Raw genomic sequence first — 25,717 nt, 5'->3', positions numbered from 1 at the left:
TGGCTTCAGCCCGTGATTATTTATTCTTCATCCTCTCTAAAAATACAAACCGAGCACCGCTCAGTTTTACAGCGATACCGGCCGCTTTTCCCGCGCCGAACGCCGCGCCGCGTCCAGAATCTCCATCACCACCATATTAGTCGGCAGCGAGGTGAGTCCGTCGATGGGTTTGCCGTCGCCGCGAATCACCGCCGCCAAATAGGCAAACGGATCTTTGGCCGGAGCCGTTCCCGCGGGCGCGTCCTGGGCTGATTCGGTTTTCTCGCCCGGAAGCCGGATGCGCATCCGCCTGTTGTCCAGCGTCATCACATAGCCCGTCTTGCCGTAAACTTCCATGTCCTTGCGGCTGAAAGGCCAGTTCCAGGACGCCTGGATGACCACCTGCGCTTTCGGATAAGTCAGAACAATCGTGGCTTCGTCGTCCACTTTCGGATAAATCTCCGGTTTGATGGTCTGCGTCACGGCCGTGACCGTCAGCGGACGCTGTCCGTTCATCAGCCAGGTGGCCAGATCGGCCCCGTAACAGCCGAAATCGAACAGCGCTCCGGCTCCGTTGGTAGCGGGGTCGGTCAGCCATTCGAAGAATTCCGGATCGACGCCGATTTCCTTTGGGCCTTCGTGCCCGTCGTGGACCACGATTTTCCGGATGTCGCCCACCGCTTTCCGGCCGTTCACGAGGTCAAAAGCGTAGTGGTTGCTGTCGTACCAGGTCGTTTCGTAGTTCGTCAGCAACTGGATCTTGTGCTTTTTAGCCAGACTTTCCATCTGCCGGGCGTGGTCGAGGCTCACGGCCAGCGGTTTTTCCACCATGACGTGAATGCCTTTCGGCGCGCAGGTTTTGACGGTTTGCAGGTGGTCCACAATGCGCCCGAAATCCATTACCGCGGTCGGCTTCGTTTGGGCGATCATGGCCTCCAGCGACGGATACCACAGGCTCATCGGCAGGTTGTGCCGTTTCAGAAATTTCTCGGCCAGCGCCTTATTCGGTTCGGCAATTCCCACCAGTTCAATATCGCCCTGCGGCTTGCGGCCCAGAATCCAGTGCACGTGCGAGTGCACCAGTCCGGCCACCCCGACCCGGACGGGTTTAGGAGACTGGGCAGAACTGTCAACAAGAGCTGTCAACATTAAACACAGAGTGAAGAACACGAAAAGATTAGTGGGTTTCATACGATTCGCCTGCCTTATCCAGTATCGTTGGATGTTTCTTAAGACAATAAGGCAACTTGTATCAGCGATGACAAGCATAGCTTAAAGATTTGCAATATCCTCCGGTGTTTCTCCAAAGATGGAAACGCCTAGTTGCCCTACTTTTTCAAGAAACTCAGCCTTCGTAATGCCTGCCATTTCTGCCGCCTGACCTGAGGAAAGGACACCTTTCGCAAAAAACATACCTGCAATCTGAAAAAGTAGTTCTCCTTCATTGGCCCAATCCGGAATCTGAACTTCTATAGTTTTCATGATCTTATACGTTTTTTCTAAAACGGCGTTTATTCCTGATTAACTCGCAGCCTGCAACTCCTCCGCCGACTTGGTTACCGCCTGCGTAAAGTCCTCAATCAAATCCTCCACGTTTTCCAGACCTACCGAAATCCGGATCAGGCCCGGCGTGATGCCGAGGACTGCTTTTTCATCGGGCTTCAGCTTTGCGTGCGTCGTGGTGTTCGGGTTGGTGACGATCGTGCGCGTATCACCCAGGTTTGAGGACAGCGTCGGAATCGTCAGCGCGTCATAAAACGCTTTCACGCGCTCAAAACCGCCTTCCAGTTCAATCGTGACGATGGCCCCGCCCGCCGACATCTGCTTCTGCGCCAGCTCGAATTGCGGGTGCGAAGGCAGAAACGGATACAGCACTTTCTGCACGTCCGGATGCTGCTGGAGAGCTTCGGCCAGTCTCAGCGCGTTCGAGCAGTGCTTTTCCATGCGCAGTTCCAGCGTTTCGAGGCTTTTCGACAGCGTCCAGGCGTTGAAGGGCGACAGCGACGGACCCGTATGCCGCGCAAAAAACCGGATGGGCGCAATGAGTTCTTTCGGTCCAACCACGATGCCGCCCAGCACCCGTCCCTGCCCGTCCATGTACTTCGTGGCCGAGTGGACCGACAGGTCAGCCCCGAAATCCAGCGGCGTCTGCAGAATCGGCGTGGCAAAGCAGTTGTCCACGTTCAGGATAAAGCCGTACTTCTGTTTCAGCCGACCCAGCATTTCCAGATCGACCAGTTCGAGGCCGGGGTTGGAGGGCGTTTCCAGGTAAACCATTTTCGTGTTCGGCTGCATGGCCGCTTCCCACTCGGCTTCCGTAGCCGTAGCGTCCACGTAGGTATGCGTGATGCCCCATTTTGCCAGTATCTGGGTGATGATCTGGTGCGCCGAACCGAACAGGGCCCGGCAGGCCACAATATGGTCGCCCGATTGCAGCAAACCCGCCATACTGGCAAACACCGCCGCCATGCCCGTTGCCGTCGCAATGCCTTCTTCGGCACCTTCCAGCATGCAGACCTTGTCCACAAACTCGGTGACGTTCGGGTTCGAAAAACGGCTGTAAATATTTCCTTCCTCCGTTTCCTCAAACAAGGCCTTACCCTGTTCGGCGCTTTCAAACGTGAAGCTGGAGGTTAAAAACAGCGGGGTTGAGTGCTCGCGATACTGCGTTTTACCCGTCTGGGTGCGTATGGCTTTGGTTTGTTTTTTCATTTCAAGGACTTTAGACGCCAGACAAAAGAGAAGAGACAAAAGAGTAAGCTTTCAAAGAAGTCTTTTGTCTCTTGTCTATTCTCTTTTGTCTCACTAAATAAATTGTAAAATCTTCCGCAAACTTACGATGATCACGACAATTCCGACCAGCACCATCATCGTTTTCACGGGCAGACGACGCGAAAGATGGGCGGCGATGGGGGCGGCGACCATTCCGCCCAGGATGAGTCCCAGAATGACCAGCCCGTAGTTTTCCAGACCAATGTACAGGGCAAACACGACGGAGCTGGCGAAGGAGACGAAGAATTCGGCCAGGTTGACCGAGCCGATGGTGTAGCGCGGATGGCGTCCGGAAGCAATGAGGGTCGAGTTGACAATCGGACCCCAGCCGCCGCCGCCGATGGCGTCCACAAACCCGCCGAACCACGCCAGCAGGCCAATCTTGCGAACGGGCTGCTTCTTGGTCCGCTTGGTGAGTGCCTTCTTGATGATCAGAATACCCAGAATCGCCGTGTACACCGAAATGACCGGCTGCAGGTATTTGGCGATCAATTCCAGTTCCGACAGGGACGAAATCAGAAAAGCGCCGAGCGCGGCCCCGATCACCCCCGGAATCAGCACGGCCTTGAACAGCTTGCTGTTGATGTTGCCAAATTTCAGGTGCATGTACCCCGAAACGCCGCTGGTGAAAATCTCCGAACTGTGCACGCTGGCCGTGGCAAATACCGGACTGATGCCGACGTTGATCAGAAACGTGGTCGCCGTCACGCCGTACGCCATGCCCAGCGCCCCGTCGATCATCTGGGCCACAAAACCGGCCATCAGAAAGTAAAAAATATCCGGATTGACCTCCACGGAACTGGCCAGCAGCGTCAGCCGGTCGAGGGTGAAATAGCTGAAAGTCAGATGGCCGACAATCATCAGCGACAGGGCCGCAAAAATATAGATGGCTATTTCGGTCCGGTTGCGCTTCCGGAGCAGGAGTGTGGAAGCGCCGACCTTTATTTTTGCCTGAGGGAAGGCCTTCTGCAGCTCGGCAGCCTGTTCGGGAGCCCGATCGCCGTCCAGCCTCACGGTCAGCCCGTTAAGGTCCAGATGTTTCAGGGAAGCCACCGGCTCATCTGCCGACTTTTCGAAAACCACCTCCGGATTATCAGCCATAAGGTATAAAGTCTATATAGTAAATAGAGTATCTATTAAGCGGAAAGCGGCACTGTTGAGGTGCCGCTTTCTGTTGATGGAGTCTTTACAAAAGTGAGCTTCTTCCGGAAAAGAAGCAAATCTACCCGACTGATGTTTGTTAGCTACCTGAACATTATTTGGAATTTGTTACAAAATACCAAAAAAATTCAATGTTTACTCCCGGGCAATCGGGTCGGGTGTTCCGTCGGGATCGTTGGTAACAAAGCCGCGTTTGGGAATATTGGCTCCCCGGATGAGCAGCAGACCGGCCACGTGCGGGGCGGCCATCGACGTTCCCGACAGGGTAGCGTACCGACCGTCCTTGTACGTAGACTGAATCCGGACGCCGTACGCACACACGTCGATATCCGGACCGAAGTTGGAAAATTCGGCAAAGTTCAGGTTCCGGTCCATCGCCGACACCGTAAACACGTTCGGGTGATTGATGTTGGCGGGCGCGTAGTCGCTGGCGTTTTTGCCTTCGTTCCCGGCGGCAATGGCAAACAGAATGCCTTTGTCGGCGGCCGCCCTGATGGTCCGTTCCAGCGTGGTGGAAATGCCTTCGCCGCCGATGCTGATGTTGATCACGTCGCCAGCCTTGCCGACGCGGGAGACGTAGCCGACCGCCTGCACGATGGTCGAAAGCTTCCCGTCGCCTTCGCTGTCCAGAATCTTCAGCGCCACCAGACTCACGCCGGAAGCAACGCCGGTTACCCCGATGGTGTTGTTCAGCGCCCCGATGATGCCCGCTACGTGCGTGCCGTGGCCGTTGTCGTCGTCCGCCGTAGTGCCGCCGATAAAGTTCTGGCTGCGCTCCTCGTCCACATTCAGATCGGGATGGTCAAAATCGATGCCCGTATCCAGCACCCAGGCAGTTTTGTCCGTCTGGCGATCGCCGCGGCCGAAGCCGGTCGCCGACACGTTCCAGGACAGGGTCGAAACCGTCGCCACGTCCACGCAGCTGCAGAGCGAAACCACGCGGTCCGGCTCGACGAGCTCCACCGCCGGGTCGGTTTTTAGTTCGGCGGCTTCCGGTGCGGAGATATGGGCGAGAAAGGACGTTTTTTCTCCGGAGACCAGCAGTTCGGGCTGCGCATCGGCCAGCTCATGCTTGTCCAGCAGACGCTGAATGGCGCTGGTGGCGGCCATCCGGGCGTTCGGGCTGGTGGCAGTTACCGGCTCGGACGGCTTGTAAGTGACAATGTAGGCGTTGGCAATAGGCTGGCCGCTGAGGGCAGAGGCCTTGACAAGGCAATCGGCGGCGGGCTCAACATCCTTGTCGGACTGGCAGGCAAGGAATCCGGTGAGCAGGGTCAATCCGGCAAGTGCGCGAAAACGCATAAAATCAAGTCAGTAGATTGGTGACACAATGAATCCCAGAAAGTAGCGGTTGTTTCATGCAGTCTTGTTTGGCTATAGGATAACGTTGGTGCTTGTGGAAAAATTCTGCAAATGAATGGCTTTCCCCTTTTTACCGCATCATTCGTCCCGAAATTTCTGCCTTCATTCCGAGCGAATGGTCCGAAGTGCCGTCAATCCACGAAACGGTGGAGCGCCTGAGCATCCGACCGTTGTACTTTTGAGACGCCGCCGTCCGGCAGAGTGTTGCAATTCCGCTGATGAATTACCCAACGGGCAGAACAGTGCAGGATGGTCCGGTGGTTTGTAACCCGCAGGTTTGCGAAAAATGGGATTAAAACGGTTAGTTTTTTACCTTTGTCCTGACGTTCTTAATCCGCTATGCCCCAATTCTGTAAGCCTATCTGCCTTCTTCTTTTATTTGTCAGCACGTTGTCGATGGGTCAGGCGACCGACACGACGCTGGTCATCAAAGCCATTGCCGGACTTCAGTACGACGTGCCCCGTTTTGCCGTCCGTCCGGGTACCCGCGTAACCATCAAAGTCGAGAATTACGACGACATGGCGCACAACCTGGTCGTGGTGCGGCCCGGTGCCCGTACGCGGGTGGTCAATGCGGCCCTGAACCTGGGCGAAAATGCCATCCGGCAGCATTACGTCCCCCGTATGCCGGACGTGGTGGCGCATACGAGCAGCATCGAGCCGGGCCGTTCGGAAACGCTGACCTTCGCGGTGCCCGCCGAGCAGGGAGCCTATTCCTACGTCTGTACCTTTCCCGGGCACGGATTTGTCATGTACGGCGCCCTGTACGTGACCCGCAATCCGCAGAGGCTGCCGCCGCTGGCCCAGGACCCCAACATTGCCGCCAACCGCAAAGACCCCGCGACCGGGCACGAAGGCCACGAATCCGCTTCCGGCCATCCGTTTGACCTCAAACTGCCGGCGGTCTATCGCACCTTCATGCCGGATTGCAGCCCGGCCGCCATTGCCGTCGGACTGCCCAACGCGCAGTCGTACTGCTGGGATGCGGGCACCTGTCGGCTGCGGTACGCCTGGTCGGGCGGGTTTGTCGATATGGCCGAACAGTGGGAGGCCAAGGGCAGCAAACTGTCGCATCCGGTGGGCGATGTGTACTACCGGGATACGGCCGGATTTCCGTTTCGGGTGGCGAACAAAGAGGCCAGCGACGTGCAGTTTCTGGGCTATCGGCTCATCAACCGCTATCCGGAATTCCGCTATACCGTCGATGGGCTGGAGGTAAGGGAGCTGATTAAACCCGCGGCGAAAGGTCGTGGTCTGGTGCGGCAGTTTACGCTCGCCAGCGCGGCTAAGCCCGTTTCCTTTGTCTGCAAATCGGGCGACGGTGCCCGGCTGATTGCCTCCGTGGGCAAGGTCCAGAACGGTCTGCTGCAACTGCCCGCCGGAACAAAGTCTTTCACGATAACGATGCTGGCTGAATAAGTCTGAACCCGGATTTGGACGATTTTTCTGATTCACTATGAAAAAATTGATTGCTTGCGCGGTAGCTGTCTTCTGGGGATTGGTAGCAAGTCAGGCGACGGCCGCGTCGTTCCCCGCCGACACGATTACGGATTATTACGAAGTCGAAACCATCACGCTGCCGAAGGGCCTCCGGGGTGAGGTGGGCGCCATCGATTTCCTGCCCGACGGGCGGATGGTGGCCTGTTTCCGGCGCGGCGAGGTGATGTTTTACAATCCCAAAACCAAAGTCTGGAAGCTGTTCGCCGAAGGGCTGCACGATCCGCTGGGTATCCTGGCCATCAGCCCGACCGAAATTCTGGTCATGCAGCGCCCGGAGCTGACCCGCCTGAAAGATACCAATGCCGACGGTGTGGCGGATGAATACCAGGTGGCGTATGACGACTTCGGCCTGTCGGGCAATTACCACGAATTTGCCTTTGGCCCGGTGCGCGACAGGCAGGGCAACATTTTTATCAGCCTCAATCTGGCTTCCAACGGGGCGGGCATCTTCCCGGAAGTCCGGGGTAAGTTTGAACCGCTGGGGCGCAACGGCCGCATGTATTCGACGGTTCCGTACCGGGGCTGGGTGATGAAACTGACCAAAGACGGGAAAGCAATTCCGTACGCGCTGGGCTTCCGGTCGCCCAACAGCCTTGGCTTCGACGCCCAGGGCAATCTGTGGGTGGCCGACAACCAGGGCGACTGGCTCGGCACCAGCAAGCTCTACCACGTGCAGGAAGGGAAATTCTACGGCCAGCCTTCGAGTCTGGTCTGGAAGGAAGGTTTCCCCGACATCGACCCGCTGAAACTGCCGGTCAAAACGCTGGATAGTATGCGGACGGTGGAAAGCATCGCCTTTCCGCACAGCCGTCTCGCCAACTCGCCGACGCAGCCGCTGCTGGATAATACCGGCGGAAAATTTGGGCCTTTTGCTGGAAAAATGCTGATCGGCGAAATGGACCATCCGTACCTCATCCGGCTCATGCCCGAAACGGTGGGCGGGCAGATGCAGGGCGCCTGCGTGCCGTTTCTGGCCGGAACGGGCCTCGCCCGGGGCAACAACCGCCTGGCTTTTGCGCCGGACGGAAGCTTGTGGGTGGGCCAGACCGACCGCGGCTGGGTGGGCAACCAGGGCATCCAGCGCATCCGGTGGAAAGGCGGCGTCCCGATGGAGGTGGCGGATATGAAACTGACCACGACCGGCTTCGACCTGACGTTTACGCACCCGCTGGAAGCCTCGGCGGTGCAGGAACTGCAGAATTTTGCCTTCAAACGGTACTACTACGAATACCACGAGGCGTACGGCTCCAAGCAGTTCGACGTGCAGCCGGTACCCGTGCGCTCGGCCCAGCTCTCCGCCGACGGCAGAACCGTTTCGCTGACCCTGGCCGAACTCAAACCGGGGTACATTCACGAACTGGTGCTGGGCGACCTGCGCGCCCGAACCGGGCAGAAGCTGAACAGCCGACTGGTGTTTTACACCCTCAACCGGCTGAAAAAGGACAATCAAACGGCGGAAGGGCGGACGAATCCGTAATTAGTCCTAATTTTGCACCCTATAGAACGGACGGGGCCGCCCGAGCGGCGCTGCCCCGTCCGTTTTTAACCCATCTCAATTCGTTACCGAGATACCGTTTCGTGTTCAAAAATTGAACGGAGCCGCGCCGCTCGGGCGGCCCCGTCCGTTCTACAGCATATGGAATACAACCACAGAGAGATTGAAACCCGCTGGCGAAACTTCTGGGAAGAAGCCCAGACCTACCGCACCTCCAACGACACCACCAAGCCCAAATACTACGTGCTCGACATGTTTCCGTACCCGTCCGGGGCGGGCCTGCACGTGGGACACCCGCTGGGCTACATCGCGTCGGACATCTACAGCCGGTACAAGCGCCAGAAAGGCTTCAACGTGCTGCACCCGATGGGCTTCGACTCGTTCGGACTCCCCGCCGAGCAGTACGCCATCCAGACCGGGCAGCACCCGGCCATCACGACCGAGCAGAACATCACCCGCTACATCGAACAGCTGAAAAACATCGGGTTCAGCTACGACTGGAGCCGCGAAGTCCGCACGTCGGACCCCGGTTTCTACAAATGGACACAGTGGATTTTCATGGAGCTGTTCCGTTCGTGGTACAACAGGGAAACCGACAAGGCCGAGCCGATTGAAACGCTGTACGAAAAATTGGCCGCCCACGGGACGGAAGGAGTCAATGCCGTCTCGGACGACGACGTACTTTCGTTCTCCGCTGACGAGTGGAACGCCTTCTCCGAAGAAAAGAAATACGAAATCTCACTGAAATACCGCCTGACCTACGTGGCCGATGCAGTCGTGAACTGGTGCGCGGCGCTGGGAACGGTACTGGCCAACGACGAAGTAAAGGACGGCGTTTCGGAGCGCGGCGGTTTCCCCGTCGAGCAGAAAAAAATGCGGCAGTGGATGATGCGCATTACGGCCTACGCCGACCGCCTGCTGCAGGGTCTCGACACCCTCGACTGGTCGGAATCGCTGAAGGAACAGCAACGCAACTGGATTGGTAAATCGACCGGGGCGAGCGTAAAGTTTGCGCTGGAGACTAGCCCGGACCAGGTCGTTGAGGTTTTTACAACGCGTGTCGATACGATTTTCGGGGTTACCTTCATGGTGCTGGCTCCCGAGCATCCGCTGGTGGAGGGCCTGACGACGCCGGAGCAGAAAGAAGCTGTGGAAGCGTACGTGGCCGCCGCCAAACTGCGGTCGGAGCGTGACCGCATGGCCGATGCCAAAACAGTCTCGGGCGTCTTCACGGGCAGCTACTGCCTGAACCCCTTCAACGGCGAGAAAGTCCCCATCTGGCTGGCGGATTACGTACTGGCGGGCTACGGTACGGGTGCGGTCATGGCCGTTCCGTCCGGCGACCAGCGTGACTGGACCTTTGCCAAACATTTCGACCTGCCCATCGTACCCATTCTGGACGCCCAGAAAGACATCGAAACCGGGGCCGATGCGACGAAGGAAGGTCGCTACATCAATTCCGGCATGATCAACGGCCTGACCTACGCCGAAGCCATGCCCGTTCTGATCAAGTTTCTGGAAGAAAATGGCATCGGCCGGGCCAAGATCAACTACCGGATGCGCGACGCGGTCTTCAGCCGCCAGCGCTACTGGGGTGAACCGGTTCCGGTGTATTTCAAAAATAATTCGGCGGGCCAGCCGCTTCCGTATTTAATTGAGGAAAGCAGCCTGCCGCTGGAGCTGCCCGCCGTGGACAAATACCTGCCGACCGAAACGGGCGAACCCCCGCTGGGCCGCGCCGAAGGCTGGAAGTACCAGGGTGAGTACGAATACGAACTGAGTACCATGCCCGGCTGGGCGGGCTCGTCCTGGTACTGGTACCGCTACATGGACCCGCAGAACAACGGGGCCTTTGCCGACAAAGCCGCCATCGACTACTGGCGCGACGTGGACCTGTACGTGGGCGGCTCCGAACACGCGACGGGCCACCTGCTCTACAGCCGTTTCTGGAACAAATTCCTGAAAGACCGGGGCTATGTGCCCGAAGAGGAGCCGTTCAAGAAACTGGTGAATCAGGGCATGATTCAGGGCTTGAGTATGATGGCAACTGTTGCTACTGAAGCTCATTTGCAACCTGATGAGGAAGTTAATTACTACTTAATTCCGTATAATCTAACAACCCGAACGGCTAATTCTCGGCAGAGTCTTTTGAATATCGAGCATCGAATGATTTCGACTCATATTCCTGTTGAGTTTGTCACTTTTGAAGAGGGTAAATACTGGCTTAAAGAAGATTCTCTGAAAGAATTGATTCGAAAGTACCCCAAGTTTGAAGATCATGTAATTTCGAAAAGCTTCACGGAATCCTATTTCGTGACGGAAGGTACTTCTCTTCAAGATGACAGAATTGAACTGGCGCCAGTTGTTGAAAAGATGTCAAAATCTAAATTCAACGTAGTCAACCCTGACGACATTGTCGAACGCTACGGCGCCGACACCCTGCGGCTGTACGAAATGTTCCTCGGCCCGCTGACCGACGCCAAACCGTGGAATACCAACGGCATCGACGGCGTCTACCGCTTCCTGAAGAAATTCTGGCGCCTGTTCTACACCGAAGGCACCGAAACCCGCCCGGCGCAGTGGCTCGTCACCGACGAGGCTCCAACCCCCGCCGAACTGAAGGTGCTGCACAAGGCCATCAAAAAGGTGGAGGAAGACATGGAAACCCTGTCGTTCAACACCTCGGTCAGCTCGTTTATGATTGCCGTCAACGAACTGAGCACGCTGAAATGCAGCAAAAAAGCCATTCTGAGCGATATGGTCCGGATTCTGGCACCCTACGCCCCGCACATCTGCGAAGAACTGTGGGAGAAACTGGGCAACCCGGCCGGCTCGCTGACCGAAGCGGGCTTCCCGACCTTCGAGCCGAAGTATCTGGTGGAAGATTCCATCGAATATCCGGTGCAGATCAACGGCAAAGTCCGCGTCACGCTGACCATCGCCGCCGACCGCGCCGCTTCCGAAATCGAAAAGGAAGTTCTCGCCAATGAAATCGTGCAGAAATGGCTGGAAGGCAAATCGCCCAAAAAGATCATCGTCGTGCCGAAGAAAATCGTGAACGTGGTGGTCTAACCGTAACCCGAAATGATATTCCGGGCACTGTCTATTCCGTGCCGTCTGGAAGATTGAGAAGGGATTCCCGGAATAACATTCCGGGCCACAAAAGCGCCCCGCCAGTTGATTATAACCGGCGGGGCACTTATTTTGGTGGGAATTACCTAAACATTCATGCTGCCGACTGCTCTTCTTCCATCCCGTCTTGTCGTTCGCCTCACCCTCGCCGTCCTGCTTGGACTCTTCTTTCTTTCCGGATTTGCCGCCCTTCTGTATCAGGTAATCTGGCAGCGCATGCTGGTCTTTTATACGGGCTCTGATACCGTTAGCATCAGTCTGATCGTGACGGCGTTCATGTCCGGACTCGGCATTGGCTATCTGGTGGGCGGGAGGCTGGCCGACCGCAGCCGCCCGGCGACCAATCTGCTTTACTTCGTGGTGGCCGAACTGGGTATTCTGCTTTTTGCGGCGTTCAGTAAAAGACTCCTTTACGACTGGCTCTACGAATCGGGACCCGCGGCGGGCGAAAACATCCTGCTGCTGTACGCGCTGGTGTTCGGCGTCCTGCTGGTGCCCACGTTTTTGATGGGCGTATCGCTGCCGGTATTGTCGCGGGCATTTCGGCTGGGCGACATGGGCGAGCAGTCGCGGTACATCAGTCTGTTGTATTTCGTCAACACGCTGGGCGCGGCCTTCGGGGCGCTGGCGACGGGCGTGGTGCTGGTGCGGGCGATGGGCTACGAACGGGCCTTGTGGGTGGGCATGGTGTTCAACGGGCTTTGCGCGGTCGGGGCGCTCGCGCTGGGTCTTTGGCTGCGCCGTTTTACGGGGTCCGCAACGGAGAAAGTCGCCGGTGCCCGTACCGAGCCGCTGTCCTTTACGCCAACCCTGACGGCCTGGTCGGTGCAGTACGCGCTTTCGGGCTTTGCGGCGCTTTCGCTGGAACTGATCTGGTTCCGGATTCTGGAGACGCTCATCAAATCCGTCTCGCTGACGTTCTCCATCCTGCTGGCGATCTACCTGGGTTCGATGGCCCTCGGCACGGCGGTCGGTTCCTGGCTGACCCGGGGCCGTTCGGCGGCAGGTCGGGAACGGATTTTTCTGCTGGCGCAACTGGGCCTGTACCTGTATACCGGGCTTTCGGTCGGCATTTTCGTCAATGCCATCAGCCGCATGGACAGTCTCCGGTACCTGTGGGACTATTTCGCCAGTTACGAACCCAACCTCAGCCTGACCTACGGCTTTCCCACCTACGTGCTGATTCCGATGTTTCTGCTCTTCGTCCCGACGTTTCTGATGGGCCTGAGTTTTTCCGTTTCCCAGTCGCTGATTCAGGATAAATACGAAGAAGTCGGGCGGAAGGTCGGCTGGCTGCAGTTCATCAACATCGTCGGCTCGGCGCTGGGAGCCTGGTGGGTCACCTGGGTAGGCTTCCCGGTGTTCGGAACGGCCATGCTGCTGAAGGGCATCGCGGCATTTGGATTTATCTACTGCCTGCTGCTGTTTTCGCGGAAGTACCTCAGCCTGTTCGGCACACTGGGTCTGACGACGCTGCTGTTGCTGGCGGTGATGATCCTGCCGGGCAATTTCCGCCTCTGGCGCCAACTGAACGGCATTCCGGAGGACGATCGGTTTCTGTACGACGAAAACCAGTCCGGGCTGTCCATCATCAAGTTATTCCCCGAAGAGAACACCCGCATCGGGGTTGTCTTCGCCAACGGGCTCGGGCAAAGCATTATGCCTTACCACCGCGATGCCATCCACACCCTGCTCGGCGGACTTCCGGTGCTGATTCACCCGAACCCTCAGAAAGTGGCGGTGATTGGCCTCGGTTCGTCCGGGACGCTGAACGGCATCGCCGCCCGGCCCGAAACGCGGGAGATTGTCTGCTTCGAAATCATGAGCAACCAGCCCGATGTGCTGTCGGAGTACGCCGCCCAGGCCGGGGACACGGCCATCGCCCGCGTGCTCGACGACCGGCGGCTCCGGCTGGTGCTGCACGACGGACGTTACCAGCTGCGGACCATGCCCGACCGCTACGATGTCATCGAGGCCGATGCGCTGCGGCCGAACTCGGCTTTTTCCGGAAACATTTATTCGCTCGAATATTTCCAGCTGCTCAAAGAACGCCTGAAACCGGGCGGTATGGCCGTCAGCTGGTGCCCCACGCCCCGGGTGCTGACCACCTTTTGCAAGGCGTTTCCCTACGTGGCGTATGCCGAAGGTTTTATGCTTATCGGCAGCAATCAGCCCATCCGGATTGACTGGCAGGCGGTCCGGGAGCGCCTGAATCATCCGTTTACCAAAGCCCACTTTGGGCGCAGCGGCATCGACATGACCGGGCTGGTGGCTCCGTACGAAGGAAAGCTGACGGTGCTCGCGCCCGGCAATCAGGTCGCCGGAGAGGTGAACACCGACCTGTACCCGCGCGATGAATACAGTCTGCCGGAAGAGTGGAAGTCGGCTTACCGGCGGTACCGCGGCTATCTCCGGATGCCTTTTTAACGGCTGAGCTGACCCAGAAACAATAATTTGGTACCCAGAATCCGGGCCTTTGGGCTTACCTTTGTGTTTTTGCACCGGGCGTCCGGTGCGGTTGATCATTCCATGAAAAAATACTTCATCGCCTTTCTGCTGCTGGCGGGTTGTGCCCCCAAAACGTTCGTCAGCGTTCCCAAAAACGGCCTTTACGAGTACTTTAAACCCGCCCCCGGCAAAGCCCTCATCAGTGCCCACCGCGGCGGCGGCGACATCACGGGCTATCCCGAAAACTGCATCGAGTCGTTCGAGTACCTCGCCAAACGCATGCCCGTAACGATCGAGTGCGACATTTCGCTCACCAAAGACAGCGTGCTGATGATGATGCACGACAACACGCTGGAACGCACCACCACGGGCCAGGGCGCCTTGAGCGACGTGACCTGGGCGTATTGCCAGACGCTGAAACTGGAGGACAACGAAGGCAAACTGACCAGCTATAAAATCCCGACGCTCGAAGACGTGCTGCGCTGGGGCAAAGGCAAAGCGACGTTCACGCTGGACGTGAAGCGGAGCGTGCCGTTTGAAAAAGTGGTCGAGGCCATCCGGAAAACGGGCGCGAAGGATTATGCCGCCGTGATTACCTACAACTCGACGGACGCCGCCAAAATCCACAAGCTGGACCCGGAACTGATGATTTCGGTTAACGTCCGCAACCGAGCCGATTACGACCGGCTGCGGGAACTCGGTATTCCGGACAACCGCATGCTGGCCTTCATCGGCGTCCGCGAGGCCGACCGGGAGCTGTACCAGTTTCTCCGCAGAAAAGGCATTCCGTGCATTCTGGGTACGCTCGGCAACCTCGACAAACAGGCCATCGCCAAAGGCGACCAGGTTTATAAGGAATTTGTCAAAAACGGAGCCGACATCCTTTCCACCGACCGGCCGCTGGAAGCCTACAAGGCAACGCGATAACGGGTTAAACGAACGGCGGACTGACCCGCCCGGGCCATGCGGTCCGGGCTTTTGGGTGGTTATGAGGAGTTTTCGCGGGGGAGGCGCTTTTCTAACCGTACCTTTTCCTGCTCCTTACCGTCCCTCCGCATGAAGCATCTGCCTGCTGATAACCTGCCCATGACCCGCCGGAATTTCGTCGGCAGTCTGGGTGCCCTGATGGCCGCGACCGGGGCCGCGTCGTCCGTGCCGCTGCCGGTGGCTGCCCCGGCCCGAATTACCGTCCAAAAAGTAGCCTCCAATTTTGAACGCGAACCGCTGAATCCGTACCGCTTCAAAGGCAGCGCCATTACGGAAGCCTGGCAGACGGTCGCTTACCTCGAAGACGAATCCGGCACGGGGAAAGTGGGGCTGGGGACGCAGAACATCCTCTGGTCGGATGCAAAAGTGTTCGAACAGCATTCCGAAAGCGGGGGAAATGCGCTGATGTACGCCCTGAGCGAACGGGCCCTGCAACTGCTGAAAGGCCGGTCGTTTACCAATCCGGTCCAGCTGCTGGACGACCTGTTTCCGGACGTGCTGGCGTACGGAAAAACGGTCACGGGCAACCCGAACCTGCGCAAAACCTTCGCCCTCAACGCGCTGGTGCCGGTCGACAATGCGGCCTGGCTGCTCTACGCGCACCGCAACGGGCTGAAAACCTTCGACGCGATGGTGCCCGAAACGTACCGGAAAGGCCTGTCGCACCGCCACGACAAAGTGGCGAGCATCCCGTCGTTCAGCGTGGGAACGCCGGTCGAGCGGATCAAACAGGCTGCGGACGAAGGGTATTTTATCATGAAGCTGAAAACCGGCTCGGCCGGAACGCAGGCCGAAATGCTGGAAAAGGACATCGCCTTCCTGACGGCGCTCCACAAAGCCATCGGCCATTACGAAACGCCGCACACGAAGTCCGGCAAAATTCCGTATTACTTCGACGCCAACGGCCGCTACGAGAAGAAAGAGACGCTGCTGCGGTTTCTGGACCATGCCCGCAAAATCGGCGCGCTGGAGCAGATTGCCGTGGTGGAAGAACCGTTTGCGGAGGAGAATGAAGTCTATGTCGGGGATGTCGGCGTACGGATTGCCGCCGACGAAAGTGCGCATACCGTAGAAGACGCGGCCCGCCGCATCGAACAGGGCTACGGGGCCATTGCCCTGAAAGCCATCGCCAAAACGCTGAGCATGACCATGAAAATTGCGCAGCTGGCGTCGGAAAAGAACATTCCCTGCTTCTGCGCCGACCTGACCGTAAATCCGATTTTACAGGACTGGAACAAGGCCGTTGCCGCGCGGCTGGCCCCGTTTCCGGGCATGTCGCTTGGGCTGCAGGAAACCAACGGGCATCAGTATTACAAAAACTGGAACACCATGCTGTCGTATCACCCCCGGGCCGGAGCCCGCTGGACGAAGACCGTCAAGGGCGTTTACCAGACGGACGCAGACTTTTACGCCGAAAGCGGCGGCATCTTTGAACCATCGGGACATTATCAGGCGCTGGTCACCTCCGACCGGACCTGAGTGCTGTCACATCAGCGACACTTCCACTTCCACGAGCATCTCCGGGTGTGACAGCCGGGAAACGGGGACAAGGGCGCAGACCGGGCTAATCCCCAGTTTGTTCAGCCACTTTGCCCACGTGCTGTAGACCACCGTGAGGGCTTCCGGGTGGGTTGTGTACAGGGTCATGCGGACCACGTCATCGGACGCAAAGCCGCCATGATTCAGCAGAAGCCGGAGATTACGGGCCGCCTGGCGCAACTGGCCGGGCAGGTCAACGGGGAACAGCGGCCGGTCGTCGGCGGTGTTAAAACCGGAAACGGTCAGGGTCCGCGCCCGGCGACCCGTGGCGGGCATAGAGGCCGGAATGGACTGGCCATAGCTCCACGGGTCGGTGGAAGCGGGGCGTACGTACGTTGGAATTACCGTCTTCATGTTCATTAGCGTTGTTGTTTAACAGAAGAAAGTTGTCACGTAATCGGAAGAATTACAACGCTTAGAAGCTGAGTCGGGCAAAAGGATTAATGAACCGGTAGAAAAAGGGGATAAAAAGAAAATCGCCGTTCCCGGAAGCAGGAACGGCGATTTTTACCGGATTAGACCCCGGTCAGGAGACCACCACGACCGACGGCATCACCTCCGGATCGTTGTCCGGCGAGGCTTTTTTGCCGTTTTTGCGGGAAACCTTCTTCACCGACACTTCGTAGAGGTCCGTCCGCCGGTCTTTCAGGTTCTGCACCGAGCCGAATTCGTGCAGTTCCTTCAGATGCGACAGGTCCACGTCGGCAATCATCACCATCTCGGTATTCGGCGTGGCCTCGGCCTTGATGGCGTTGTTGGGAAACTGAAAATCCGAAGGCGTAAACACGGCCGACTGGGCAAAGTTGATGTCCATGTTCGGGACGTTGGGCAGGTTGCCCACGCAGCCCGAGATGGCAATGTAGCACTCGTTTTCGATGGCCCGGGCCTGGGCGCAGTTCCGAACTCGGTAATAGCCGTTCTGCGTATCGGTCAGGAAAGGCACAAAAACGATCTGCGCGCCCTGCTGGGCCAGAATCCGGCCCAGTTCGGGGAACTCCACGTCGTAGCAGATCAGCAGACCGACCTTCCCGCAGTCGGTATCGAACGCCCGGATTTCGTGGCCGCCCACCATGCCGTAGTGCCGGACCTCGTTGGGCGTAATGTGAATTTTCCGGTATTCCTCGAACGTCCCGTCGCGGCGGCATAAATAGGCCACGTTGTAAAGCTTGCCCTCTTCGACCAGCGGCATGGAGCCACCGACGATGTTCACGTTGTACGAGATGGCGAATTCGGTCAGTTTGTCCCGAACGTCGGTCGTGTACTCGGCCAGCTTCCGAATGGCCTGTGGTTCGGGCAGTGTGTTGAACTGCGCCATCAGGGGCGTATTAAAGAATTCCGGCAGGACGAGAAAGTCCGCTTTGTAGTCGCTGACCACGTCCACGAAAAACTCAATCTGGTCGTAAAACGCCTTCAAGTCCGGAAAATGGCGCATCTGCCATTGCACCACACCCAGCCGGATGATCTGGTCGGTATGCGGCTTTTTCTTTTTTTCGTCGGCGTAATAAATGTTGTTCCATTCCAGCAGCGTGGCAAATTCCTTCGACTCGGTATCGCCCGGCAGATAACCCCGCAGGACTTTCTTGACGTGAAAATCGTTCGACAGCTGGAACGTCAGCGTCGGGTCGTAGATTTCCTTCTGCTTTACCTGCTGAATGTACTCCCGGGGCGTCAGCTTGTCGGCGTACTGCTGGTATTTCGGAATGCGTCCGCCGGCCAGAATGCCTTTCAGGTTCAGCTGCTCGCACAGCTCCTTCCGGGCATCGTAGAGGCGTCGGCCCAGCCGAAGGGAGCGGTAATCCGGGTGGACGAACAGTTCCAGCCCGTACAGCCAGTCGCCCTTGGGGTTGTGGGTATCAAACGTGTAGCCGCCCGTAATTTCGTAGTACGTGTGCGAGTCGCCGAAGTCGGAATACTTGACCCGGATCGCCAGCGCGCAGGCCACGACCTTGTCATCGACCTCGACGCAGAACTGGCCTTCGGGGAACAGGCGCAGCAGTTTATCAATCAGGTTTTTTTCCCAATAATCCCCGCCAATGCCGCTATACGACTCGATCATGGCCTCTTTGAGGTCGTCGTAGTCGGACTTTTTCAAATTTCTGGTGTGTATTCGCATATGGTTCTGAACCGGGATGACGCTGATTAATGGATTAGCTATGATAAGCTTCGCCCGTCTGATTTAGCCAGGCTTATCACAGGAAATCCATTAATCAGCGGAACCGTAGTTCTAATTGTTCCAGCATCTCGTCTGTAAAGTCCAGGTGCGTCACAAAACGCACGAGGTGTTTGCCGAAGGTAACGGCTTTAATTCCCTTCTGGTCCAATTGGTTAACATAATCGGCGGCCAGGATGGTTTCGGGAAGACGGAAGATAACGATGTTTGTTTCGATGGGAAAAATTTCTTCCACTTCGGGCAGTTTTTCCAGCATCTGACCAATTTTCCGGGCCCGGGCATGGTCCAGTTTCAGGCGGTTGACGTGATGGTCAAGGGCGTACGAACCTGCCGCTGCCAGAAAGCCCGCCTGCCGCCAGCCGCCGCCCATGAGCTTGCGGAAACGCCGCGCCTGTTTGATGAAGTCCCGGCTGCCGAGCAGCAGTGAGCCAACGGGGCAGCCCAGCCCCTTGGACAGACAGATCGAAATCGAATCGAACAGATTGCCGTAGGATTCCGGACTTTCGCCCGTTTCGACCAGCGCGTTGAAAAGTCGGGCCCCGTCGAGGTGCAGCTTCAGGCCGTGTTCGTCGCAGACCTGGCGGATGGCCGCAATCTCCGGAATCGTGTAGTAACAGCCGCCGCCTTTGTTGATCGTGTTTTCGAGCGAAACCAGGCGGGTAGCCGGCTTGTGAATGTCGTCTGGCTGGATGTGCGCGCGCACCAGTTCGGGCGTGAGCTTACCCCGTTCGCCCTGCGGCAGGCTCACCGAGGCCAGCGCGTTGACGGCAATCCCGCCGCCTTCGTACAAATAGATGTGGGAAAGCACGTCGCAGATCACATCGTCGCCGGGGCGGCAGTGCGTCCGGATCGCGAGCTGGTTGGTCATCGTGCCGGAGGCGCAGAACAGGGCCGCCTCCATGCCGAACATGCGGGCTGCTTTTTCTTCAAGGGCATTCACCGACGGGTCGTCGCCAAAAACATCGTCGCCGACTTCGGCGCTGAACATGGCTTCCCGCATGGCGGGCGTGGGTTTGGTGATCGTGTCGCTGCGGAGGTCAATAATCATTCGATTCGGAAATTCTTTGTGCAAAGTTCGGGCAGAAAATTAAATTTGTATGTTGCACTTTGCATCGAAAAAATATGAAAGACCTCATTCACTACGCCATTCCCGCCTTTGTCATCCTGCTGACGGCCGAAATTATCGCTACGGCTGTTCAGCAGAAAGAATATTACGAGACCAAAGATACCGTCAGCAGCCTGTCGATGGGCATCGGCAACGTGATTATCGGACTGGTCGGGAAGGTGCTGGTGTTCGGAGCCTATTCGCTTGTTTACGAGTTTCGGCTTTTTACGGTCGATATGACCACCTGGTGGGCCTGGGTGCTGCTGTTTTTTGCCGACGATTTCAGCTATTACTGGTTTCACCGCATCAGCCACGGCAGCCGGTATTTCTGGGCGTCGCACGTGGTGCACCATTCCTCGCAGAAATACAATCTGGGAACGGCCCTGCGGCAAACCTGGACCGGGACCCTCAGCGGTTCGTTTCTGTTCTGGATCTGGTTGCCGCTGCTGGGCTTCCATCCGGCGGCCGTGATGAGCATGCAGGCCATCAGTCTGCTGTACCAGTTCTGGATTCACACGGAGTTTATTTACAAATTCCCCAAACCGATTGAATTTATCTTCAATACACCTTCGCACCACCGGGTTCACCACGCCACCAATCTGGAGTACCTCGACAAAAACCACGCGGGTATCCTCATCATCTGGGACCGGATGTTCGGGACGTTTGAGGAAGAAAAGGAGCGGCCGGTCTACGGGCTGACGACCAATCTTACCACCTACAACCCCGTCCGGATTGCCTTCCACGAATGGACGGACATGGTCCGGGACGTGGCCCGCGCCGGGTCGGTCCGGCATGCACTCGGGTATCTGTTCGGGCCTCCGGGCTGGAGCCATGACGGACGCCGGAAAACCACCCGGCAGCTTCGGCAGGAGAGAGCGGCGCAATCCGCCCAGGCGCCGGAAAAAGTGGTTTAAAAAAGAGTGTTTCTCGTTAGTTTCCGCAGATTAACGCGGATTTTAAACGCAGATTTACGCAGATTTTTTCTGTGACAATCTGCGTTTAAAATCCCCGTAAATCTGCGAGAAACCCCGCGACTTAATTCAGACTTCATGTTCAGTTATTGGGAACAACAGACGTTTCTTTCCGGCATTGATGTGGCCGTTATCGGCAGCGGAATCGTGGGCCTGTCCGCCGCCATTTCGCTCAAAGAAAGAGAGCCGTCGCTGAACATTGCCGTTTTTGAGCGCGGGATGCTGCCCAGCGGAGCGAGTACCAGAAATGCCGGTTTTGCCTGCTTTGGCAGTATTTCGGAACTGCTGATGGATCTGGAGAACGGGTCGGAGGACGAGGTGTTTGCCCTGATCGAAAAACGGTACGCGGGTTTGCAGCGCCTGCGGCAGAACGTCGGTGACCGGGCCCTGCAGTTTGAATCGCTGGGAGGCTACGAACTGTTTGACGACCAGCCGTTCTTCGAGCGGTGCGCCGATCAGATGGGCTGCTTCAATCGCCGCCTGCATTCCCTGATCGGGCCGGAAGTCTATCGCCGCGCTGATGAACGGATCGCGGAATTTGGTTTTGAACGGGTCAGTCACCTCATCTTCAACGCGTACGAAGGGCAGGTGCATACGGGCCGGATGATGGCCGCCCTGCTCGACCGGGCCGCAGCGCTGGGCATTCGGATTTTCAATGGCGCGCCTATTGACGGGCTGAAAATCGAGGAAAACGGCGTCGGGTTACAGATGCCGGCCGGGCGGGTGCACGTCCGGAAAGTCCTGGTGGCGACCAATGGGTTTGCCCGCCAACTGTTGCCCGAACTCGACGTGACGCCCGCTCGCGGGCAGGTGCTGGTGACGGCGCCGATCCCCGGTTTGCGCCTGCGCGGCACGTTTCATTATGACAAAGGGTATGTGTATTTCCGCAACATCGACGGGCGGGTGCTGCTGGGCGGTGCCCGCAACCTGGATTATACCGGGGAGGCGACCACCGAATTCGGCCTGACGGACGGCATCCAGCAACGACTGGAAACGCTATTGCAGACGGTCATTTTACCCCATCAGGCTTATGCCGTGGAAGCCCGGTGGAGCGGCATTATGGGTTTCGGGCGGCAGCAAAGGCCCATTGTGCAGGCCGTTGTGCCGAACGTGGTCTGCGCCGTCAAGATGCAGGGAATGGGTGTTGCCCTCGGCAGCCTGACGGGCGAGGAGGGAGCGGACCTGTTGCTGAGGACTTAAAATTCCTCGCTCGGGTAGTAGTCATCCGACAGGAGCCGGTTCCATTCCGGGTGACGGCGGACGTACGCTTCCACAAAAGGACAATAAGGCAGCATCTTCAGATTATGCTGTTCGAGGTATTCCAGCACGCTTTTAACCAGCCGGGAGCCAATGCCCTGGCCTTCGAGATCGGGATGAACTTCGGTATGCGTCAGAGCCAGCGTCTGGGGGCCATGCTGAATGAATTCGACAATGGACAGTTTTCCGTCCGTCAGCAGTTCAAACCGGTTTTTGGCCTGATTAAGCGTCATGGTAGTGTTATCAGTCGTCATATTGTGACAAGCGGTTTGGGTTCTCTCCCGATTTTACTAAACTTTACAATCTGCAACAAAAATTGTTTATGGCAACGTTTTCCCTCACAATTAATGGCAAAAAACATACGTTTGAGGCCGACCCGCAAATGCCTTTGCTCTGGGCCATCCGCGACGTCGTTGGCCTGACCGGAACGAAGTTTGGCTGTGGCATGGCCCAGTGCGGCGCCTGCACGGTCCACCTGAACGGACAGCCGACCCGTTCCTGCATTACGCCGGTATCGTCAGTGGCCGGGAAAAAAATCACCACCATCGAAGGGCTCGGCACCGAGAAAGCGCTGCATCCGGTGCAGCAGGCCTGGATTGAAGAGCAAGTCCCACAGTGCGGCTACTGCCAGTCGGGCCAGATCATGGCCGCCGCCGCTCTGCTTAAAAGTAAACCCAAGCCGACAGATACTGATATTGACGCCGCCATGCAGGGACACATCTGCCGCTGCGGAACCTACGGCCGCATCCGCAAAGCCATCCACCGGGCCGCTGAGCTGAACCAGGAAGTGGCGAGCGCGGGGAAGTAACTGCCAATTAAAAATTACGAATTACGACCGGGGTGACGTTTCGCTTACGAATTATTAGCTCAACATGCCAAATCACGTAACTCGTAATTATTAATTCGTAATCAATAAAAATCGCCATCACATGACCACCTCTATAAACCGCCGCGATTTCCTCCGCGCCGCTGGCCTGACCGGGACCGGCCTGCTGCTGGGCTTCTCGGCCCGCGCCAACGGCAGCGCACAACTGGTCAACCTGACCGAACCCAATGCCGTGCTGTCCTTCGAACTCCACCCGTTCATCGTCATCGAAAACACGGGCAGCATTACCCTTATCAACCACCGGCCGGACATGGGCCAGGGCTCATGGCAGGCCGTCCCGATGATGATTGCCGAAGAACTCGAAGTGTCGCTCGATCAGATCAAAATCCGGCAGTCCGACGGGCTGCGCAAATACGGCGACCAGCTTTCGGGCGGCAGCAGCACGGTCCGGACGGGCTGGAAACGCCTCCGCGAAGCCGGAGCCGCCGCCCGCGAAATGTTCCGACAGACGGCCGCCACCCGCTGGAACGTGCCCGTGGACGAATGCTACGCCGAAGCCGGAACCATTAAACACCGGCCTTCCGGCAAAAGTCTGGGGTACGGCGAACTGGCCGACGACGCCTCGAAACTGACGGTTCCGCAAAAAATTACGCTGAAGTCCAAAAAGGATTTCAAATTGCTCGGCAAGCCGCTGCCCCGCCCGGATGTGCCGTCCAAAGTAACCGGGAAGGCCGTTTTCGGGATGGATGTAAGCGTGCCGGGCATGCTGTATGCCAGCATCGAACACAGCCCGGCCATTCACGGCAAAATCGTGTCGATCAATGATGCCGCGGCGAAAAAGATTCCCGGCGTAAAGGCCGTTCTGAAAGCCGAACGCCCGATGCCCCACCGGACGTCGGAAGCCGTGGCGGTGATTGCCACCAACTACTGGGCGGCCCTGCAGGGACGCCGCGCTCTTCAGGTGAAGTGGGATAACGGCAATTACGAGCAGACGATGGATTCGGGGCGGTACACGGCCCGTCTGAAAGAAGCCGCCAAGAAGCCCGCCGCGCCTTACCATACGGCCGGGGATGTGGCCGCCGCTTTTGAAGCCGCTCCCAAAAAGCTGGAGGCGCAGTACGAAACGCCGTTCCTGGCCCACGCGCCGATGGAACCGGAGGTCGCCATCGCCCACGTGAAAGAAGACGGAAGCTGCGAAATCTGGGCACCCGTGCAGGGACCGGACGGAGCCATTCAGAGCGTATCGGCCTACCTGAAAATTGCGCCGGAGAAGGTAAAAGTCAACGTGCCGTTCCTCGGCGGAGCTTTCGGCCGAAAGGCGTACCTGGACTTCGTGCTCGAAGCGGTTTATCTGTCCCAGCAGATGAAAGCGCCGGTCAAAGTGGTCTGGACCCGGGAAGACGATGTCACGCAGGGGCCATTCCGCCCGGCCATGCTGAGCGCCATGCGCGGCGCCGTCGATGCCGGTGGTAATCTGGTCGCCTTTGAACATAAGCTCATCGGCGAATCCATCCAGCGGCAGGTCTTCAAGGCTCCGCTGGGAGAAAAGGCCGACGACTGGGCCGCCGAAGCCATCACGCCGCACGAAAGTCCGTACCAGATTCCGAACGCCATGATGGGCTGGCGGACGGTAGAAACCGACATTCCGATTGTCTGGTGGCGCTCGGTTTACCCGTCCAACAGCAGCTTTGGACACGAAAGCTTTATCGACGAACTGGCCCATGCGGCCGGGAAAGACCCGCTGCAATTCCGGCTGGACTTACTCCAAAATGCGGAGGGCGAAGTAGCCGGCCGCTTCCGGAACGTGTTGACGCAGCTGCGCGAAAAGTCCGGCTGGGACGCTCCGCTGAAGCCGGGTCAGGGTAAAGGAGTGGCTATTGCCCGTTCGTTCGGGAGTACGTGTGCCCACGCCTTTTTTGTGACCAAACAGGGCAGTGGCGTTAAAATCGACCGCGTCGTGTCCGTGCTCGACTGTGGCATGTACGTCAACCCCGACAACGTGCGGGCACAGACCGAAGGTAACATTGTCTACGGCCTGACCGCCGCGATCAAAAGCCCGGTGACCTTCTCCGACGGCCGCGCCAACCAGACCAATTTTCATGATTATCAGGTGCTGCGCTTCCACGAAATGCCGAAAGCAGACATTCATCTGGTCGAAAACGAGGAAGCACCGGGTGGCGTGGGCGAACCGGGTCTGCCACCGATTGCCCCGGCGCTCTGCAACGCTATTTTTGCCGCGGCGGGCGTTCGCATCCGAAAATTGCCGTTTGACATAACCAATCTGACCGCATGAAAAAAGCAATCCTTCTCTGTTTTACGCTGTTGCTGGCGGGAGGTCTTTTCCTCGCATTCCGTCCGGAAGCAAGCAGCATGGCCGGTGCCTGGCGTCAGGTGGGCTCCGGTGGCCCCAACGTGGTGTATGTTCTTTCGGACGGCTACCTGATGGGGACGTATTACGAAAACAACCGTTTCCTGGGAAGTACCGGCGGAACCTACCAGACCGATGGCAAGCAATTGACCATCACGATTGAGTTCGATACGCAGGACAGTACGAACGTCGGGCAAAGCCGGACTTTTTCCATTGCTTCTTTGACGGATAAACAACTGGTCATCAGCGCTGACGGCGAATCGGAAACCTACGAGCGAATCGACCAGGCGGCGAACGCCCCGCTGGCCGGACTCTGGCGGATTACGGGCCGGGCCGGCAACGACGGGCAGATTTCGGCCATGCAGCGCGGAGCCCGCAAAACGCTCAAAATCCTGTCCGGAACGCGTTTTCAGTGGGCCGCCATCAACCCGCAGACGAAACAGTTTTCCGGTACGGGCGGAGGAACGTACACGCTCAAAGACGGGAAATACACCGAAACCATCGAATTTTTCAGCCGCGACAACAGCCGGGTAGGCAAGTCCCTCACCTTTGACTGTGAGATCAAGGGCAACGATTGGCACCACCGGGGGCAAAGCTCGACCGGGGGGCCGGTGAGCGAAGTCTGGAGCCGGGAGAAGTAAGCCG

At 57.8% G+C, this 25,717-nt stretch carries 20 protein-coding genes; 11 read left to right on the top strand and 9 right to left on the bottom strand.

Features of this window, described 5'->3' with window-relative positions:
• Positions 1–66 precede the first annotated feature (66 nt).
• The 5 genes from ORG26_RS02095 to ORG26_RS02075 form a co-directional block, all read right to left on the bottom strand.
• Positions 67–1,128 (bottom strand): Gfo/Idh/MocA family protein, encoded by a 1,062-nt coding sequence (locus ORG26_RS02095; protein WP_266366868.1) that lies wholly within the window; start codon positions 1,126–1,128, stop codon positions 67–69.
• A 123-nt stretch (positions 1,129–1,251) separates the two neighbouring features.
• Positions 1,252–1,461 carry a UPF0175 family protein gene (locus tag ORG26_RS02090; protein WP_266366867.1) on the bottom strand — a complete coding sequence of 70 codons (210 nt, stop codon included), beginning with the start codon at positions 1,459–1,461 and terminating at the stop codon, positions 1,252–1,254.
• 39 nt (positions 1,462–1,500) lie between these two features.
• Positions 1,501–2,691: a trans-sulfuration enzyme family protein gene (locus tag ORG26_RS02085; RefSeq protein WP_266366866.1), complete on the bottom strand. Its 1,191-nt coding sequence runs from the start codon at positions 2,689–2,691 to the stop codon at positions 1,501–1,503.
• A 93-nt stretch (positions 2,692–2,784) separates the two neighbouring features.
• Entirely contained in the window at positions 2,785–3,852 is a 1,068-nt protein-coding gene (locus ORG26_RS02080) for a sulfite exporter TauE/SafE family protein (RefSeq protein WP_266366865.1), read from the bottom strand.
• A gap of 195 nt (positions 3,853–4,047) precedes the next feature.
• Positions 4,048–5,214, bottom strand: a complete 1,167-nt coding sequence (locus ORG26_RS02075) for a S8 family serine peptidase (RefSeq protein WP_266366864.1) — start codon at positions 5,212–5,214, stop codon at positions 4,048–4,050.
• Between the two features lie 399 nt (positions 5,215–5,613).
• Here ORG26_RS02075 and ORG26_RS02070 point away from each other — a divergent pair, with 399 nt between their 5' ends.
• From ORG26_RS02070 to ORG26_RS02045, 6 genes are all read left to right on the top strand, one after another.
• Positions 5,614–6,693, top strand: coding sequence for a plastocyanin/azurin family copper-binding protein (locus tag ORG26_RS02070; RefSeq protein WP_266366863.1), 1,080 nt, complete (start codon positions 5,614–5,616; stop codon positions 6,691–6,693).
• Positions 6,694–6,730: 37 nt separating this feature from the next.
• On the top strand, positions 6,731–8,251 hold the full coding sequence (locus ORG26_RS02065) for a PQQ-dependent sugar dehydrogenase (RefSeq protein ID WP_266366862.1): 1,521 nt from the start codon (positions 6,731–6,733) through the stop codon (positions 8,249–8,251).
• Positions 8,252–8,410: 159 nt separating this feature from the next.
• Entirely contained in the window at positions 8,411–11,341 is a 2,931-nt protein-coding gene (locus tag ORG26_RS02060; protein WP_266366861.1) for a leucine--tRNA ligase, read from the top strand.
• Positions 11,342–11,497: 156 nt separating this feature from the next.
• Positions 11,498–13,828: a fused MFS/spermidine synthase gene (locus ORG26_RS02055; RefSeq protein ID WP_266366860.1), complete on the top strand. Its 2,331-nt coding sequence runs from the start codon at positions 11,498–11,500 to the stop codon at positions 13,826–13,828.
• 102 nt (positions 13,829–13,930) lie between these two features.
• Positions 13,931–14,776, top strand: coding sequence for a glycerophosphodiester phosphodiesterase family protein (locus tag ORG26_RS02050; protein ID WP_266366859.1), 846 nt, complete (start codon positions 13,931–13,933; stop codon positions 14,774–14,776).
• 129 nt (positions 14,777–14,905) lie between these two features.
• The gene (locus tag ORG26_RS02045; RefSeq protein WP_323134337.1) at positions 14,906–16,315 is read left to right on the top strand and encodes a mandelate racemase/muconate lactonizing enzyme family protein; all 1,410 of its coding nucleotides are present in this window, start codon (positions 14,906–14,908) and stop codon (positions 16,313–16,315) included.
• 6 nt (positions 16,316–16,321) lie between these two features.
• Here the strand turns inward: ORG26_RS02045 and ORG26_RS02040 are convergent, their stop codons facing one another.
• The 3 genes from ORG26_RS02040 to ORG26_RS02030 all read right to left on the bottom strand — a co-directional run bounded on the left by ORG26_RS02040 (position 16,322) and on the right by ORG26_RS02030 (position 19,593).
• Positions 16,322–16,729, bottom strand: a complete 408-nt coding sequence (locus tag ORG26_RS02040; protein WP_266366858.1) for a RidA family protein — start codon at positions 16,727–16,729, stop codon at positions 16,322–16,324.
• Positions 16,730–16,901: 172 nt separating this feature from the next.
• Positions 16,902–18,488 (bottom strand): GNAT family N-acetyltransferase, encoded by a 1,587-nt coding sequence (locus tag ORG26_RS02035; protein WP_266366857.1) that lies wholly within the window; start codon positions 18,486–18,488, stop codon positions 16,902–16,904.
• A 94-nt stretch (positions 18,489–18,582) separates the two neighbouring features.
• Positions 18,583–19,593: a threonine aldolase family protein gene (locus ORG26_RS02030; RefSeq protein ID WP_266366856.1), complete on the bottom strand. Its 1,011-nt coding sequence runs from the start codon at positions 19,591–19,593 to the stop codon at positions 18,583–18,585.
• 74 nt (positions 19,594–19,667) lie between these two features.
• On the opposite strand from ORG26_RS02030, the gene ORG26_RS02025 reads away from it, so the two are divergent.
• Both ORG26_RS02025 and ORG26_RS02020 read left to right on the top strand, forming a co-directional pair.
• The gene (locus ORG26_RS02025) at positions 19,668–20,564 is read left to right on the top strand and encodes a sterol desaturase family protein (RefSeq protein ID WP_266366855.1); all 897 of its coding nucleotides are present in this window, start codon (positions 19,668–19,670) and stop codon (positions 20,562–20,564) included.
• Positions 20,565–20,699: 135 nt separating this feature from the next.
• Positions 20,700–21,821: an NAD(P)/FAD-dependent oxidoreductase gene (locus tag ORG26_RS02020; protein WP_266366854.1), complete on the top strand. Its 1,122-nt coding sequence runs from the start codon at positions 20,700–20,702 to the stop codon at positions 21,819–21,821.
• Here ORG26_RS02020 and ORG26_RS02015 read toward each other — a convergent pair.
• Complete coding sequence (locus tag ORG26_RS02015; protein WP_266366853.1) at positions 21,818–22,111, bottom strand: GNAT family N-acetyltransferase; 294 nt, start codon at positions 22,109–22,111, stop codon at positions 21,818–21,820. The genes ORG26_RS02020 and ORG26_RS02015 overlap by 4 nt on opposite strands.
• Positions 22,112–22,200: 89 nt before the next feature.
• Here ORG26_RS02015 and ORG26_RS02010 point away from each other — a divergent pair, with 89 nt between their 5' ends.
• The 3 genes from ORG26_RS02010 (at position 22,201) to ORG26_RS02000 (ending at position 25,713) form a co-directional block, all read left to right on the top strand.
• Complete coding sequence (locus ORG26_RS02010) at positions 22,201–22,686, top strand: (2Fe-2S)-binding protein (RefSeq protein ID WP_323134335.1); 486 nt, start codon at positions 22,201–22,203, stop codon at positions 22,684–22,686.
• Positions 22,687–22,807: 121 nt separating this feature from the next.
• Positions 22,808–24,997: a xanthine dehydrogenase family protein molybdopterin-binding subunit gene (locus tag ORG26_RS02005; protein ID WP_266366852.1), complete on the top strand. Its 2,190-nt coding sequence runs from the start codon at positions 22,808–22,810 to the stop codon at positions 24,995–24,997.
• Complete coding sequence (locus tag ORG26_RS02000; RefSeq protein WP_266366851.1) at positions 24,994–25,713, top strand: membrane or secreted protein; 720 nt, start codon at positions 24,994–24,996, stop codon at positions 25,711–25,713. The genes ORG26_RS02005 and ORG26_RS02000 overlap by 4 nt, the downstream gene beginning before the upstream one ends.
• Positions 25,714–25,717: the final 4 nt, after the last annotated feature.

Origin of the sequence: Tellurirhabdus rosea, assembly GCF_026278345.1 — a bacterium.
GTDB classification, from domain to species: Bacteria; Bacteroidota; Bacteroidia; order Cytophagales; family Spirosomataceae; genus Tellurirhabdus; species Tellurirhabdus rosea.
This window is presented reverse-complemented; position numbering and strand designations above follow the sequence as displayed.

What these genes read in the sequence shown, in the direction of transcription:
- ORG26_RS02095 (WP_266366868.1), bottom strand. Translation starts at nt 1,128, where the DNA reads ATGTTGACAGCTCTTGTTGACAGTTCTGCCCAGTCTCCTAAACCCGTC.
- ORG26_RS02090 (WP_266366867.1), bottom strand. Translation starts at nt 1,461, where the DNA reads ATGAAAACTATAGAAGTTCAGATTCCGGATTGGGCCAATGAAGGAGAA.
- ORG26_RS02085 (WP_266366866.1), bottom strand. Translation starts at nt 2,691, where the DNA reads ATGAAAAAACAAACCAAAGCCATACGCACCCAGACGGGTAAAACGCAG.
- ORG26_RS02080 (WP_266366865.1), bottom strand. Translation starts at nt 3,852, where the DNA reads ATGGCTGATAATCCGGAGGTGGTTTTCGAAAAGTCGGCAGATGAGCCG.
- ORG26_RS02075 (WP_266366864.1), bottom strand. Translation starts at nt 5,214, where the DNA reads ATGCGTTTTCGCGCACTTGCCGGATTGACCCTGCTCACCGGATTCCTT.
- ORG26_RS02070 (WP_266366863.1), top strand. Translation starts at nt 5,614, where the DNA reads ATGCCCCAATTCTGTAAGCCTATCTGCCTTCTTCTTTTATTTGTCAGC.
- ORG26_RS02065 (WP_266366862.1), top strand. Translation starts at nt 6,731, where the DNA reads ATGAAAAAATTGATTGCTTGCGCGGTAGCTGTCTTCTGGGGATTGGTA.
- ORG26_RS02060 (WP_266366861.1), top strand. Translation starts at nt 8,411, where the DNA reads ATGGAATACAACCACAGAGAGATTGAAACCCGCTGGCGAAACTTCTGG.
- ORG26_RS02055 (WP_266366860.1), top strand. Translation starts at nt 11,498, where the DNA reads ATGCTGCCGACTGCTCTTCTTCCATCCCGTCTTGTCGTTCGCCTCACC.
- ORG26_RS02050 (WP_266366859.1), top strand. Translation starts at nt 13,931, where the DNA reads ATGAAAAAATACTTCATCGCCTTTCTGCTGCTGGCGGGTTGTGCCCCC.
- ORG26_RS02045 (WP_323134337.1), top strand. Translation starts at nt 14,906, where the DNA reads ATGAAGCATCTGCCTGCTGATAACCTGCCCATGACCCGCCGGAATTTC.
- ORG26_RS02040 (WP_266366858.1), bottom strand. Translation starts at nt 16,729, where the DNA reads ATGAAGACGGTAATTCCAACGTACGTACGCCCCGCTTCCACCGACCCG.
- ORG26_RS02035 (WP_266366857.1), bottom strand. Translation starts at nt 18,488, where the DNA reads ATGCGAATACACACCAGAAATTTGAAAAAGTCCGACTACGACGACCTC.
- ORG26_RS02030 (WP_266366856.1), bottom strand. Translation starts at nt 19,593, where the DNA reads ATGATTATTGACCTCCGCAGCGACACGATCACCAAACCCACGCCCGCC.
- ORG26_RS02025 (WP_266366855.1), top strand. Translation starts at nt 19,668, where the DNA reads ATGAAAGACCTCATTCACTACGCCATTCCCGCCTTTGTCATCCTGCTG.
- ORG26_RS02020 (WP_266366854.1), top strand. Translation starts at nt 20,700, where the DNA reads ATGTTCAGTTATTGGGAACAACAGACGTTTCTTTCCGGCATTGATGTG.
- ORG26_RS02015 (WP_266366853.1), bottom strand. Translation starts at nt 22,111, where the DNA reads ATGACGCTTAATCAGGCCAAAAACCGGTTTGAACTGCTGACGGACGGA.
- ORG26_RS02010 (WP_323134335.1), top strand. Translation starts at nt 22,201, where the DNA reads ATGGCAACGTTTTCCCTCACAATTAATGGCAAAAAACATACGTTTGAG.
- ORG26_RS02005 (WP_266366852.1), top strand. Translation starts at nt 22,808, where the DNA reads ATGACCACCTCTATAAACCGCCGCGATTTCCTCCGCGCCGCTGGCCTG.
- ORG26_RS02000 (WP_266366851.1), top strand. Translation starts at nt 24,994, where the DNA reads ATGAAAAAAGCAATCCTTCTCTGTTTTACGCTGTTGCTGGCGGGAGGT.